Source organism: Psychrobacter sp. 1044, from assembly GCF_904846525.1.
Lineage (GTDB): Bacteria > Pseudomonadota > Gammaproteobacteria > Pseudomonadales > Moraxellaceae > Psychrobacter.
The window spans coordinates 1-14,952 of the sequence record NZ_CAJHAZ010000014.1 but is presented as its reverse complement, the minus strand read 5'-3'; the positions used below and the strand labels follow the sequence as shown (position 1 = coordinate 14,952).

Sequence of the window (14,952 nt, the reverse complement as noted above, 5' to 3'; positions counted from 1 at the left end):
TTATGTTCCCTCCTGCCCAGTACCGACAACCTCTTCATAGTTTAAAAGTGCGACATAGTATGAGAGTGCTATGCACCAGCTTAATTGCCGTACTCGGATTATCTATCAGCGCTTGTAGCGCTCTAACGCCAGCGCAGCCGTTACCTGAAGCACCTGAAATAGCGCCACTTAATGTGGCGTTGGTATTGGGCGGCGGTGGTGCCAAAGGCTTCGCCCATGTCGGGGTGATTAAAGCACTAGAAGCAAATGGTATCAAACCCACGCTCATCGTTGGCACTAGCGTCGGCAGCTTGGTTGGTGGCCTATATGCCAGCGGTTACACACCAGTACAGCTTGAGCAACTGGCACTGACCACTACAGATAGCGAATTGACAGATTTTGTCTTATCCAATCAAGGTGTCATCGAGGGTATCAAACTCAAGAACTTTATCAACGATAAAGTCGATGGACGAGTAATAGAGGATTTTCCCATCCGCTTTGCAGCAGTCGCGGCGGAAAAGCATACTTTGAAAAAAGCCATTTTTACCACTGGTGATGCAGGGCTTGCCGTTCAAGCATCCTGTAGCGTACCGAATATTTTTATTGCGCCGCGCATTCCCGAAAAGGTCGGTAAAAAATATATCGATGGTGGCGTGGTCAGCCTAGTACCTGTCGATAGCGCTCATGACTTGGGTGCTGATATTGTTATTGCCGTTGATGTGACAGATACTGGTATTAACAATCCTAGCGGTGTCTCTACACTTGATAAAAAATTAAACCTCAACAGATTAAGCAATTTTTGGGGATTTTTGGAGAGTAATGTCGTAGCCTCGCCAAGCGCCAATCGTGCCTCATCGATGCAACGTGAACGAGATCGTGCTGATGTGCTGATTACGCCTGCGGTCAGTCATATCAGCTCACTAGATACCAGCCAGCGCCGTGCTCTCATCGCTGCAGGATCGCAAGCCACTACCGCACAGATGGCTGCCATCAAGCAATTAATCAAAGAAAAATCTAACCGAAAATACGCGACGCTTTAAGCGCCTTGCAACGGCGTACCAAAATTTCTTATTAACAACCCACAAAAAAGCACCACCGCAACGAGCCGTGATGCTTTTTATGATTAAACGAATATTAAGCCAGTATTAAATAAATCACCCTGATAAAATACTTAATATTAAATGACTGGCTTATTTCACACGTGCACGGTATTTAACCACTACGGTGTCATTAAGACCAACACCCTCTAAATCCCAGCGTACCGCTTTATAATACTTTAATGGAATTTCTTGCAGTTGGTTATCCACTTTTCCACGTAATGGCATACGGGCAAAAGTATTGCCGTCCGCACTGCCGTATGGAAATTCAGGTGATACTGTACGCAATAACTCTACCTGCTCAGGGATACTCATCGTCACAGTCATTTTACGGACGCGATCTGCATTGGTATTGGTAAAATAGCCTTGGTACTCCAAGACATTACCTGATTGCAGGCGCGTACTAGCATTCACCGGAGCCAAAACCTCTTGACCGTTTGCATCAACGCTAATCAATGACGCGGTAATTTTACTATTGACAGCTTGTGCACTCGAGTTGCTGCTTTTAGTAGCATTGGTCTGTACAGCTGCCGAACTATCGACGGCTTGTTCTGGCGTCGGTAGCATTGCCGAGGCTTGCGTCACTACCATCGCACCGATGAGCGTACCAGCCACAACGTGGAATAAGCGATGTCCGCTCCAAGCACTAAATGGGCTAGCAAATTGGTTACTTTTTTTCATGGTTTTCATTATCCCTGGTTAATATGTCGGTAAAACGCAGCTGGTAAAATTTGAATGACTTTTGATATATGTTGAATCGTTTACAGGCAGCGCAATTTAGACGGAACATACTCAATTATAATAAACATAACTCATTATAAATGGTCGACTGTTATAGTATTAGCAGACCTAGTATCGCTGCAGATTGTATTGACAGCTAATGGCAAGCGCTGCTGGCGTCTATGCTGCATGCGTCTATCTTGTCATAGCTGGCAAGCTTATCGTATAAAGTTTTTATTTTTGTTGATTATCTTCGTTCATCGCCTGTAAAGCAATACCGCTTAGCATAGCAAAAAGTGTTTGTACGTACACTAACCCCGTGTTGAGGTTGTGTATATCCTCCATCAGTGATAAAAATTGATTGATACTACTGAAATAAAAGATAGCTCATAACGGCGTTTTTTGCTATGGTAATTCTTTAGCGATAGGCATTTTTTGCTACGCCCCTTTTCTTATTCTCACTACTATTGCCCTTATTATGACTACTAGCGCCATGCCCCAAATCAACCCTGAATACGTCCATTGGTTCCGTAACTCTGCCCCCTACATCAATACCCATCGCGGCAAAACGTTCGTGATTATGTTTGGTGGTGAGGCGGTCAATCATCCAAATTTCAGCACCCTTATTCATGATTTTGCGCTACTGCATAGCTTAGGTATCAAGCTGGTATTGGTACATGGAGCGCGACCGCAAATCGAAAAGAACTTAAAAGATGCTGACATTACCTCCCCCCTGCATCAAGACATTCGAATTACACCGCGCGTGGCGATGCCTGCTATTTTACAAGCGGTAGGCGCTATTCGCCTGCAACTCGAAGCGCAGCTGTCGATGGGACTGGCCAATTCACCTATGTATGGTTCACGCATCGATGCCATTTCAGGCAATTTTGTGACCGCACGTCCTTACGGTATTCGTGATGGTATCGACTACCAAATGACTGGCGAAGTGCGCTCTATCGATGTTGAAGCCATCAAAAATAACCTGCTACACGACCATATTGTGATTTTAGGCTCAATGGGTTATTCAGCGACTGGTGAAGTCTTTAATTTGTTGGCTGAAGACGTGGCGCTTAGTGCAGCCGTGGCACTGGGTGCTGATAAGCTTATCTTCTTGGGTGAAGAAGCAGGCATCAATGACGATGATCGCTTACTAAGAGAGATGATTCCTAATGAAGTCGATCGCTTCTTACGTGATCGTGATTTAAATTGCGAGATCAATTATTTCTTAAATTGCGCCAGTTTGGCTTGCCGCCAAGGCGTCCATCGCACCCATATTATCTCGTATGCCAAAGACGGTGCCTTATTAGAAGAGTTATTCACTCGTGATGGCTCTGGCACTCTTATCAGCCATGACCCTTACGAAGAGATTCGTCGTGCCAATATTGACGATGTGGTCGGACTGATTGAGCTATTATCACCGCTAGAAGAGCAAGGCATATTAGTCAGCCGCTCACGCGAACGCTTAGAGCAAGAGATTGATAATTATAGTGTCATCGAGCGTGATGGTATGATTTTGGGCTGCGCGGCGCTATATCCATTGGATACAGAATCAGCAGAAGTTGCCTGTGTCGCCGTACATCCCGATTATCGTAGCGGTAGTCGCGGTGCAGACTTACTGGCATTTTTAGAGCAACAAGCGCGCAGTCATGGTCTGCACAAGTTGTTTGTGTTGACAACACGGACGGCACATTGGTTCGTCGAACAAGGCTTTGCCGAAGTCGAGGCCAGCGCGCTACCTGCATCGCGTCAAGAAAAATACCATAATGGTCGTAACTCTAAAGTCTTTCAAAAAACTCTTTAGATACTTAAATTCTAGTCATAAAAAAGCCCTCATAATATTATGAGGGCTTTTTTATGATTTTATTTTTTAACACTGTTCACTAGGGTGTGTACTAAGTATTATTTTACTTTTAATAGCTCAACCGTAAAGATAAGCGTACTGTTAGGCTCGATACCTGCGTTACCCGCTTCGCCATAAGCAATATCTGATGGGATATAAAACTCGTATTTGCCGCCCTCTTTCATCAGCTGTAGACCTTCTGTCCAGCCAGCGATGACTTGGTTCAACGGGAACTCAATTGGCTCACCGCGCTCATAAGAGCTATCAAATACCGTACCATCGATTAACTTACCTTCGTAGTTTACTTCAACCACGTCAGTCGCTTTTGGTGATTTACCCGTACCTGCGGTGATAACTTTGTACTGTAAGCCAGAAGCCGTTTCTTTGACACCTTCTTTTTTAGCGTTTTCTGCTAAGAATGCAGCGCCTTTGGTTTTGTTTTCTCCAGCTTTTGTTTCCATGTCTTTAACGAACTTTTCTTCTTGCTCTTTTTGATAAGTCGTCAACACTTCCTGCATTTGTTCTTGAGTCAATGCTGATTCGTTGCCTTCATAACCATCACGGAAGCCTTTTTCAAAGGTATCAAGATTCAGGTCACCGACCGCTTCTTTGTTACCTTCAGCCATCATGAAGCCTAAGCTATAACCTACTTTTTCATTTGCTGAGCTTTGCTCGGTGATTGAAACACTTTTTGCAGCTGTCTCTTGGTTACCGTTATTTGTGCTACAGCCTGTTACCAACAACATAGCACTAGCAAGTGCACCAACGCTTAAAGTAGTGATTTTTTTCATAAAGTACTCTCAAATTGTAAGGATAGTGGCGAGATGTCACATGTTCCTATAATAACAAATCTTAGTTTTAGGAACCATGTTTGCCGTCAAATTATCGGGCGAATGTACAGTCTATGTTAATATTTCTCATCATAATAACAAGTTATCACACAAATACAGTAACACGTTAAGCTTTCTATCTTTAAATCCACTAATACATCAGATAAGCTAAATGAGTTAAGGTGATAAGTAACCGAGTGTACGTCTTTATCATGGATGATTAACATTGGCAGTAGAGCAATTAACACGAGGGAAACCAACGTTTTTTGATAAGGTTACCTACTCAAAAATTATAATATCACCGCATAACTTACTTTAAAAATACTATTAATTATAACCATCTATGTATTGGTTTCGCTCAACAATAGCTGTACTGATGATATTGTTGAGTGGCTTTCGTATGATGATTAAAGGAGGATAAGATGAATCCAATGTACACATCTTTTAACGGTTATCTTGGTGGGCCGATCGGCTCTATTATTGGTGCTATTTTAATATTTATTATTGGTTGGCTGGTGGCACTGGGTATCGCAGCACTGGTTCGTAATGTATTATCTAGAGTCAATCTGAACCAACGCATGAACTCTTCAACGGGTAAGACCTACGATTTAGAAGGTATTATCTCAAAGATTGTATTTTGGTTCATCTTTATCATCGCGATTTCTGGGGCGCTGAATCAATTGAATTTGAACTCAATCTCGACACCGTTTGCAAATATGGTCAATCAAGTCTTAGCCTTTATCCCTAATCTTATCGGCGCTATCGCGGTGGGTATTATTGGTTGGGTCTTGGCTACCGTTGCACGCACAGCTATCAACGCGGCATTGGCGAAAACGTCAATGGATGAGCGTTTGAGTGCTCAGGCAGGTGTAAAACCGATGAGTAGCACGATTGCCGATATGGTTTATTGGTTCATCTTGTTGGTTGTTTTGACGATGGTATTGGGTAAATTAGAACTCGATGGTTTATTTGCTCCATTGACGAATATGGTTGATAAAATCTTTAGCTTTATCCCTAACATCCTCATTGCAGGTGTTGTCTTTGTCGTCGGTTATATCATTGCCAAAGTGGTACGCGGCATTGTGACCAATCTTGTGTCTACTTTTAATGTTCAAGAATTGGCTACAAAAGCAGGTTTAAGCGAAAAAAACAGCTTGCCTAATATCGCTGGTTCATTGGCATTTTTAGTAGTGATCATTCCAACTATTATTGCTGCATTAAACGCATTAAAAATTGAAGTGATTGCTCGTCCTGCGACAAATATGCTGAACAAAATCATGGAAGCACTGCCAAATATCTTTATGGCGGTTGCGATTTTAGTCGTGACTTTCTATGTGGTACGTATGGTTGCCAATATCATCAAAGGTTTGATCGAAAACACTGAGATTAATCAATTGCCTGCGAAAGTTGGCTTACAAGAAACGATGGGCGATAAGAGAGTCTCTGATCTTGTTGGTTATGCGATTATCTTCTTTGCGATGTTATTTGCCTCAATTGCCGCCGCTGACTTACTAGGTTTTGAGCCTATCTCAGCCATTATCGCCATGTTTATTGCGTTTGGTGCCAATATTATCTTGGGCGCAATTATCCTATTTATTGGCTTCTGGCTTGCCAATATCATTGCAGGTGTCGTTGAGCGTTCTGAGCAAGGCTCACAATTCCTAGCAAACATCGTCCGTGTACTAATCATGGGTTTAGTACTTGCCATGGGTCTAAAAGCGATGGGTATTGCTGACTCTATCGTTAACCTAGCCTTTGGTCTAACACTAGGTGCCGTAGCGGTAGCCTTTGCCCTTTCATTTGGTCTTGGTGGTCAAGAAGCCGCTGCACGTTTCCTACGTAAAATGCAGGATAAAATGGACAAAGAACGTGAAGAAGCTAAAGCGAAATCTGCTCTTCATACTAGCTCAAGTACACAAGAAAAAGTTGCTGACTCAGTTCGAGAGAACACTCCTGCTGCTTCAGGTACAATGACTAGTGACTTCCCTACTAGCACTGGCGATACCAACAATCTTAGTACGGGTCATGTAGATATCACTCATGTTGAAACAAGTGATGACGATATCGACACTGGTTCAAATCTAGCGCCCAGTAATAAAGGCTTTACTGATATTGATGATAACGACTTAAAATAAGTCATCGTTAACGATATATTTTGAATAAAAAAGACAGCCTAGGCTGTCTTTTTTTATGGCGTCAACTTAGTTTCTATGAAAGACTCGCTACAAAACATCGCTGCAAAATCATACTCAGGACTTTGTCTTCCGTGCAGGTATATTCAAATTTAATTGCATTCGCATTGACTCATTTTTACTTGCTGATAAGTTACTTGCTGATAAATTATTTGCCGTTTGCTTTTTATGCTGTTGGTTTAAGCGCTGTAGTTGCTTGGTCAGCTGCCGCTCACGCTGGGTCATCGGATCAACGGGTTGAATCCATAAATCGATATCAATAAAGGTATCATTAGACTCTTCAATAAAATCAATGCCCAATACAATCACATGATGCAGCTCGGCTATTGGCAGGCGGCTCGCAACATCCTGTGCAATCCTTGCTAAGTTTGGCTGAATAGCCTGTTTACTGTGCTGGCTCTCAACATCTTGCCCATAAAATATTAATACATAATGCCGTCCCAAGCTCTCATAAGAGTGCTGATGGACGACATAACCTTCTTTTTGCAGACCATGTGCTTGTTTAGGATGTCTATATATTGTTCGAACCAGCTCATGGCGCGAAAATAAAGACTCGTCCAATAGCTGCTGTTGCCAATAACAGCGTTTTATTCCTAGTGTCTCTTTATCAGCATTGCCTAGTACTTCTTCATCGAGCATCTCTATCATTTGGATGCTTAGCTGCGACCACAGAACTGCCGCTTGCGCCATATGCTGATGATACATCTGTGCAGTCGTGCTTTTGTTTTTGTAGGCAAGTGTCATAGCGACTAATGCAGGATTGGGCTCATCTTGCACTTCATATTTGATGAGTGCATTATCTAATGCGATAGCGTCCGTAAATAAAGTTGGGCTATGTAAAAACTGAGTGACTAGACCTGCTTCTGATTCAAAGCTAGCGACATGATTACTGGCTGAATACTGTAATTGCCCTAAACGATAATGCAAAAACCGCCATAACTCGCATGGTGCTTGTAGGCTTGCTAATATCGCCTGCCAGTCATGCCAGCTAAAAACTTGTAGCTGCTGCATACTGTCGCTCATATCCACCACCAAATCTTCCATAAAATAGCGGACTCCAAAACCATGAGTGAGCCTTTTTAGGGGTTGTCGTTGCTGGTTATTTATCTTAATTTTATTGATTTCTTGAGCTTTATCGGTGCGCTGAATATCAAAAACTAAAACATTATGGCTCATGTTGTCGTTATTTTTATGCTGAGTAAGATATGTCTTGTGCCATATGAGCGTGGCCTTTACTACCGCCATACGCGCAGCTTTAATATCGACCAGACTACTTTTAGCAGGCAAATACAATATGAGCTCAAGTAATGATAGGTTACCCAGTGGCAATTGATAGTGATATTGCTGAGCACGGTAACACGCGTCATATTTATGCTCAAGATGCTGCATATTGGTCAAAGCAATATCTACAGCATCTTTCTGCAAATAGCAGGTCAACTCATTAACAAGACAGTCATTATCAGATAGGGTAATAGATGAGTCAGACACAGTGTTAACCTTTTATTATCGAATGGACGCGTTGTATGGTAAGTTGCTATTGATGAGCATAACACTAGAGCATGTTGAATATTCGCAAATGTTTTTGCTATAACGACAGGCTACCAACGAAAAACTTAACAAAATAAGCCTTATTAAATGCAGTCGCTTTCAGGGCAATGAGTTGTTATGATAATAGCAAAGTAGCATGATTTGCAGTCAAACTTATCGCTTATGGGCTGCCTTTGATTACATTTTTTAGAGACATTTATTAAAATTATTTAATGACCATCATATAATAAAAAGGATTGAACATTATGAAGCGCTTTAAAGAAAAAACTGTCATTATAACAGGTGCAGATTCTGATATTGGTCGTGCAACGGCGCTTAGATTTGCACAAGAAGGGGCGAATTGTATAATCGTTGGTATTAATAACGATATTTTAGAATACATCTACGAGGATCTGCCACAGGATCATACATGGATCAATACAGGTAACCACCTTACCGTAACCAGTGACATTAATGATCTGACCCAAACGGCAAGATTAATAGAGCATGTACGCGATAAATATAAACATATTGATGTGATGGTCAATATAGATACTGCAGTCGGTATTCATCAGTCAGTTATTCCAGAACTGATAAAAACACAAGGCAATATCGTTAATGTATCAACGCTAACGGAGATATCAGCAGACTGGAATATAGAGACATATAGAGCTAAGCAAAGGGATTTGACTGATATTACAAAGAAGCTGGCATCAGAGAATATACCAAATAATGTACGTATTAATGCCGTATCTGCTGGATTGGTAACAACGGATATCAACCCAAATCCATTTATTACCCACTCTCCACTAGGGAAGACAGCGACACCGTTTGATGTAACCGCCGCTGTGATGTTTTTAGCCAGTGATGACGCTGCCATCATTACTGGTATGAATTTACCTGTCGATGGCGGGGTGAGTACGTTCAACAGCTAACTCAATGCTTAGTTTTTAGCCATTCTTAAAACTAAGCACCGCAAAAAAAAGACCCCCTGACATTAATCAGTCAAGGGGTCTTAATATAATACAGATACTCATAACTCATTTAAAAACTTTATCCAGCTGAATTATTGATATCTTGTAATGGTTGAGATAAGCGCTCGGGATGTCTTGGTATCACCCCTTTATACTGAGCATAAATTTTTGGTAAATCCGCTTCGATATCACCACTAGGATAGACCAACGACATAAAGCGTATTTCTTTGGTTTTGTAATCCATCGCTACTGGCAAAATAGGTACACCAGCGCCCACTGCTAAATAATAGAAGCCTGATTTCCAAGTTTCAGTATATTGACGAGTGCCTTCTGGTGCTAAACCCAAAAATAGTGGCTTACCTGTTTTGAACTTATCAATACTGGCCTGTAATACTGAGCCTTTATCACTACGATCAACGGGAATCACCCCTATCCAGCTTAATAGCTGAGCAAATACGGGCACTTTAAATAACGTATGCTTACCCATAATACTGATTTTCAAATCTAGGGCGAATAAACTGGGTATCGCATAAACCCCATCGACATTCGAAGTATGCGGCAGCGCTAAAACTACGGCTTGTGAAATATTTGGAATCTCTCCAACTGTACGCCAACCCGCAGCTTTTAGCATAGCTGAGGCAATCACTGGCGCAATTTTATTACCGCGTTTCGGGACTAAACTACCCAGCTGCTTTCTACTAAGCTTGGGCAATATTTTAGAGTTTATAGACTGAGAAGCAGCAGCTTTTGAGCGATTAAACAACTTTGATGTCATGACGGCACCACATAATAAAAGATACCTACATAATAACATTAAGCTTATACAACTAAATTGAATTTTATAGGCTTTTATTGCTTGCTAGCTTACCGGTTTATAAACTTATATAAATATATAGCTATTGACGGACATATCCATCAAGCCCATTAGGATATGTCAGCCAAATTGCCTTTATTCTCAAGCCAAACCTTACGATCAGCAGCCCGTTTTTTAGCCAACAGCATATCCATCACGCTATTAGTCAACACCATGTCATCCATATCTAGCTGAACTAAACGCCGAGTATCACGGTTCATGGTCGTCTCACGTAACTGCTCTGCACTCATTTCACCCAAGCCTTTAAAACGTGTAATCTGCGCTTTTTTATTGCCCGGCACATTGGACAAAATGTGCTGAAGCTCAGGCTCATCTAACGCATAATGCACCTCTTTACCCACGTCTACTCGATATAACGGTGGCATGGCGACAAATAAATGACCCGCATCCACCAAGGCAGGAAAATGCTTAACAAATAGGGCGCAGATGAGCGTGGCGATATGCAGACCATCAGAATCCGCATCCGCTAAGATACATACCTTATCATAACGCAGCTCAGACAAATCATCAGATGCCGGATCGACACCGATAGCAATGGCGATATCATGAATCTCTTGGCTCGATAACACCGTATCTGATGACACCTCCCACGTATTTAAAATCTTACCACGCAGCGGTAATATCGCCTGATAATGACGGTCACGTGCTTGCTTGGCGCTACCACCCGCAGAATCACCTTCCACCAAAAACAGCTCAGCACCATCACGCAAATCACCGCGACAATCTGCCAACTTACCCGGCAACGCAGGACCTTGCGTGATTTTCTTACGGGCGACTTTTTTGGCAGACTTGAGACGACGTCCAGCTTTATTAATCGCCAGCTCTGCGATTTGAGTACCCATATCGGCATGCTGGTTTAACCACAGACTAAAAGCATCTTTTGCCAATGTCTGTACTGCCCCAGCAGCTTCGCGGCTAGATAAGCGCTCTTTGGTCTGTCCAGAAAATTGCGGCTCAGAAAACTTGAGTGATAGGATGTAGTTCACTCCATCCCAGACATCTTCTGCCGTTAGCTTGACACTCCGTGGCAGCAAATTATGAATATCGCAAAACTCACGCAATGCCTCTAAGATACCCGTTCGCAGACCATTAACATGCGTACCACCTTGAGCAGTAGGGATCAGGTTTACATAGCTTTCTTGAATTGGCGTGCCACCATCAGGCAACCAAGACAAGGCAAAGGTAATAGCAGCACGTTCGCCCGCTTTTGCATCGTAATTGTAATAGAACGGTGCTTCAGGTAAGGTTTCTAAACCATCCAACTGTTCGCTTAGATATTCGACCACTCCGTCAGTAAACTGCCAAACCACCTTTTCATTATTAATATCATCGACAAATTCAATCGTCAATCCAGCGGCCAATACCGCTTTGGCTTTTAGATTGTGCTTGAGCTGCTTGACATTAAATTTAGGCGTATCAAAAAAGCGACCATCTGCCCAAAAATGCACTCTGGTACCACGTTTGCGTTTGTTTGAGCTGATTGCTTCAGTTAACGGCGTAACTGGTGCGCCATTTTCAAACGCCATATCAAACTGTGTACTATCACGCCATACCGTCACTTCGACGCGTGTGGATAAAGCATTGACGACAGAGATACCCACACCATGCAGACCGCCTGACACCTCATAATTAGAAGTCGAAAACTTCCCACCAGCATGCAAACGAGTTAAAATCAGCTCAATCCCTGACTGATTAAACTCAGGATGAATATCAGTCGGCATACCACGCCCATCATCTTCGACAGACAACGAGCCATCACTATGCAGTTGCACCTTGATGGTTTTCGCATAACCCGCCAACGCTTCATCGACGGAGTTATCAATGACCTCTTGCGCCAGATGGTTCGGGCGCGTGGTGTCAGTATACATACCTGGACGACGACGTACTGGCTCAAGCCCTTCTAAAACTTCTAACGATTGCGCATTATATTGACTCACAAATGCATCCTTAACGATTCATGTCTGATTAATTCTATTCAACCATTATAACCAAAAATAGCGACGTTAAGGTTAATAGTCCATCGCTCACGTCATATAATGTCGCCTGTTTAGACCCTTACTAAATCTTTTAGCATATTTATCACCATCGGCAACTGCTCACCAAAGTCACTAAACCGATGATCGCCACCCGCTTGTAAAATAACCGTACTTCCTTGCTCTTGATAAAAGGCTTTAGACAATTCAGGATTTAATAACTCATCGCCTTCTTTGATAAATACAGCAATTTTTTTAGGATAATGAATTTCTGATAACTGATGATCTGCAAACCATTGCAAATCCGCAGAAGTAATATCCCAACCGCCAGTGGTCGTATAGAGAATTTGATTCTTTGGCAATTCATCTTCGCCTTGACCTTCATTACTATCGTTATTTAACAGTAAGTCATGAGCAAAGCGCTGTAATGTCACATGTGGCTGCGTACTAGGATTTAATAGTAAAGCCGCACAGCCTGTATGATTGCTCACCAAGGTAGAAAAATAGCCACCCAATGAGCTACCAACGAATACAACTTTTGAGTCGCTGCCCCATTCCTCAACTAGACTTATCAGTTTATCGAACACGTCTTGTGGCGATTTATTCAAATCGGGACGCAGTACATTAATATCAGGGTGATGATGCTGGCAGTATTTTTCTAATAGCATTCCCTTGGTAGAGTTCGCATCACTGTCCAGTCCATGGATATAAATCAAGTTCACGTATCATCTCACTTATTAATTTTGTTATGATTATCTTATATAGACTAGTGACGCTAAGCATAGCACCCGCCAAACAAAAATAATAACAATAAAACGGCACACCATTAGTCAGTATTTGCGACATAATAATGTTGCCATAATAGTTTTATGCAAGTCAAAGGAATGACGATAATAGCAATGGAGTCGCCATGAACCAACAGTTTGAGCTGTTTGAGATTGCCAATCCGTGTATTGGTCTTTGCCAAAGCAATAAAAAAGGCTATTGCTTTGGTTGCCTGCGCAGTCGAACGGAGCGCCAGCGATGGCATGATATGACAACAGAGCAACGCCGTGAAGTTTTAAGGCTGGTTTCTGGACGTAAACTGCGTATAGAGCAGATGAGACAGCGTAAGGGCGAGCAGTTAGGATTTGATTTTGAAGAAGATGTTGAGGTTGGGGAGTTGTTTTGAGAGATATAGATTAAGTGTAAAGATAATAACTATCTTATGCTTTTAGGCTGAAGCATTTAACCTTAAAGTGTTCAAAGAAATTTTTTTTAATGGATTTTCAGAAGATTAGATCTCTTGTTCAAAATTTAAGTTGAGAAAGACCCTATAGGCTATTACAATTTCTTCTAACTGCTCCGTTATATTCAAACATCCAAAGATTCCGCAAGCTCTTTAAGTATTTTTTCTGATGATTCAACCATGGTTTCACTCACTATTGGTTCTGCCCCATGTATTATTGTATTTCGTAAGGTAATAAGACTCTTTATTTCCTCAAACAAACCTCTATCTATTTTTTCAGCTCGTAGAATAAATTCAGCAAGACGCACATTAGATATTCTTCTTCGTGATGTATTTAAATTACCTTCCAATTCAGATTGGTATGCTTGTCCGTATTTTTGAATTATATTTTCAAGCTCATTATAGTTTTTCAAAAAAGTCTCTAAACTACCTTGCTGTTCTTTATCATCAATAGGGTCAACTTGACGCTGAATGAGTTTACTTTCTTTTTGTATTCTCTGAGGGGAAATAACGTCAAATATAAAATACGCGATTACACATAGATTGATGACAAAGAATGACTGCCCAACATTTATTATTATTGTAATAAATATTAAATTTGAGCTACTTTGAGCCGAAATTGCAATATTTAATAAAAATAAAGTAGTGATTGAAATAAATATTAGAAAAGTTAGAATTTTGAAATATCTATTTTTTAGACTTTCAACAGCATCTGTAAGAGTGTTATCTTCGAACTCCTCTCTACTTAGTTCATTCCTAAAAAATATGAAGCCAGTAAGAGTTAAGCCATAAATACTAGCTAAAACTTGAGCGGAATTAGAAAAAAGATAAAGAATTTCATTTTCATTTAAACTTAGTAAAGGGGCTTTAATTCCAATGATAGTTAATACTAGCGAAAATAATAAAAGCAATACTATAGATAAAAGTATTATATTCATTGTGGATAAAAATGAACTTTTGTAATTAAAAATATAACACTGCTGCCAAACGGAGGTTGGAGATGAAGCATCAATCGAGCAGACACCACTCTGATCAACGTTATTAGAGTTCATAAATCATTCCACGGTAGCCTTCTTCACTAGTTTCGACATGCGCAAACCCATTCTTAAGTAATAACTGATACATTTTTTCTGATTCAGGTGAACATCTAGCAAATAGCATCAAATTCAGTCCTTTAAATTTATCAAGAACTCCTTGAACCATTTTCTTTCCATATCCCTTCTTCTGAAAATCTTTATGAATTGCGACCATCCACAGTTCATTCCCTTTATTTTTTTCACCAGCAGACATCAACACAAAACCAATAGGTTGACCCTTATGCTCATATATAATCCTACTCGCTTTTAAACCATTGGGACGAATTCTACTTTCTAAAATCAGTGAAATCTCTAATCGAAGCCCATGTGCTGCAGCAGGAAGTTGTTGAAATTTTCGATTAAAGAACCCCTGTTTTGCTCCATTCATAATTAGATCGTAAATGAAATCCAAATCACCAATATTTGCATCACGATGCATTATTAATCCTCATAATTTACCATTCTGATTAATTTAGCATCAATATCACGTATCAACAATATAAATTAAAATATTCTTAAAAACACCAGCTAAAAGAAAACCCCCTCCGCGAAAGCGAAGGGGGTTTTACTTTAGAATAGAGAGCTGACGATGACCTACTCTCACATGGACGAATCCACACTACCATTGGCGCAATGATGTTT

13 protein-coding genes are annotated in these 14,952 nt (G+C 41.1%); 5 read left to right on the top strand and 8 right to left on the bottom strand.

Annotated elements, in window-relative coordinates; translation table 11 throughout:
* The first annotated feature begins 2 nt into the window (after window positions 1-2).
* On the top strand, window positions 3-1,019 hold the full coding sequence (locus tag JMX82_RS10610) for a patatin-like phospholipase family protein (RefSeq protein ID WP_320158776.1): 1,017 nt from the start codon (window positions 3-5) through the stop codon (window positions 1,017-1,019).
* 150 nt (window positions 1,020-1,169) lie between these two features.
* Here JMX82_RS10610 and JMX82_RS10605 read toward each other — a convergent pair whose 3' ends face one another.
* A complete protein-coding gene (locus tag JMX82_RS10605) occupies window positions 1,170-1,757 on the bottom strand; it encodes a hypothetical protein (protein ID WP_055125406.1) in 588 nt (195 codons plus the stop codon).
* A gap of 517 nt (window positions 1,758-2,274) precedes the next feature.
* Here JMX82_RS10605 and argA point away from each other — a divergent pair.
* A complete protein-coding gene (gene argA / locus JMX82_RS10600; protein WP_045445754.1) occupies window positions 2,275-3,597 on the top strand; it encodes an amino-acid N-acetyltransferase in 1,323 nt (440 codons plus the stop codon).
* A 98-nt stretch (window positions 3,598-3,695) separates the two neighbouring features.
* Here the strand turns inward: argA and JMX82_RS10595 are convergent, their stop codons facing one another.
* A complete protein-coding gene (locus JMX82_RS10595) occupies window positions 3,696-4,427 on the bottom strand; it encodes an FKBP-type peptidyl-prolyl cis-trans isomerase (RefSeq protein WP_055125408.1) in 732 nt (243 codons plus the stop codon).
* A gap of 461 nt (window positions 4,428-4,888) precedes the next feature.
* Between JMX82_RS10595 and JMX82_RS10590 the strand changes: the two genes are divergently transcribed.
* Complete coding sequence (locus JMX82_RS10590; RefSeq protein WP_201540509.1) at window positions 4,889-6,601, top strand: mechanosensitive ion channel; 1,713 nt, start codon at window positions 4,889-4,891, stop codon at window positions 6,599-6,601.
* 114 nt (window positions 6,602-6,715) lie between these two features.
* On the opposite strand, the gene JMX82_RS10585 is transcribed toward JMX82_RS10590, so the two are convergent.
* Window positions 6,716-8,146, bottom strand: coding sequence for a hypothetical protein (locus JMX82_RS10585; protein ID WP_201540508.1), 1,431 nt, complete (start codon window positions 8,144-8,146; stop codon window positions 6,716-6,718).
* 305 nt (window positions 8,147-8,451) lie between these two features.
* Here JMX82_RS10585 and JMX82_RS10580 point away from each other — a divergent pair, with 305 nt between their 5' ends.
* Window positions 8,452-9,120 carry an SDR family NAD(P)-dependent oxidoreductase gene (locus JMX82_RS10580; protein WP_201540507.1) on the top strand — a complete coding sequence of 223 codons (669 nt, stop codon included), beginning with the start codon at window positions 8,452-8,454 and terminating at the stop codon, window positions 9,118-9,120.
* 118 nt (window positions 9,121-9,238) lie between these two features.
* On the opposite strand, the gene JMX82_RS10575 is transcribed toward JMX82_RS10580, so the two are convergent.
* The 3 genes from JMX82_RS10575 to JMX82_RS10565 all read right to left on the bottom strand — a co-directional run bounded on the left by JMX82_RS10575 (window position 9,239) and on the right by JMX82_RS10565 (window position 12,728).
* Window positions 9,239-9,934, bottom strand: a complete 696-nt coding sequence (locus tag JMX82_RS10575) for a lysophospholipid acyltransferase family protein (RefSeq protein WP_227676630.1) — start codon at window positions 9,932-9,934, stop codon at window positions 9,239-9,241.
* A gap of 149 nt (window positions 9,935-10,083) precedes the next feature.
* The gene (gene parE, locus JMX82_RS10570) at window positions 10,084-11,970 is read right to left on the bottom strand and encodes a DNA topoisomerase IV subunit B (protein WP_201540505.1); all 1,887 of its coding nucleotides are present in this window, start codon (window positions 11,968-11,970) and stop codon (window positions 10,084-10,086) included.
* Window positions 11,971-12,080: 110 nt separating this feature from the next.
* Complete coding sequence (locus tag JMX82_RS10565) at window positions 12,081-12,728, bottom strand: YqiA/YcfP family alpha/beta fold hydrolase (protein WP_201540504.1); 648 nt, start codon at window positions 12,726-12,728, stop codon at window positions 12,081-12,083.
* A gap of 188 nt (window positions 12,729-12,916) precedes the next feature.
* Between JMX82_RS10565 and JMX82_RS10560 the strand changes: the two genes are divergently transcribed.
* Entirely contained in the window at window positions 12,917-13,177 is a 261-nt protein-coding gene (locus JMX82_RS10560; protein ID WP_087816287.1) for a DUF1289 domain-containing protein, read from the top strand.
* 182 nt (window positions 13,178-13,359) lie between these two features.
* On the opposite strand, the gene JMX82_RS10555 is transcribed toward JMX82_RS10560, so the two are convergent.
* Both JMX82_RS10555 and JMX82_RS10550 read right to left on the bottom strand, forming a co-directional pair.
* Entirely contained in the window at window positions 13,360-14,286 is a 927-nt protein-coding gene (locus JMX82_RS10555) for a hypothetical protein (RefSeq protein WP_201540503.1), read from the bottom strand.
* A complete protein-coding gene (locus JMX82_RS10550) occupies window positions 14,276-14,749 on the bottom strand; it encodes a GNAT family N-acetyltransferase (RefSeq protein WP_201540502.1) in 474 nt (157 codons plus the stop codon). The genes JMX82_RS10555 and JMX82_RS10550 overlap by 11 nt, the downstream gene beginning before the upstream one ends.
* Window positions 14,750-14,952: the final 203 nt, after the last annotated feature.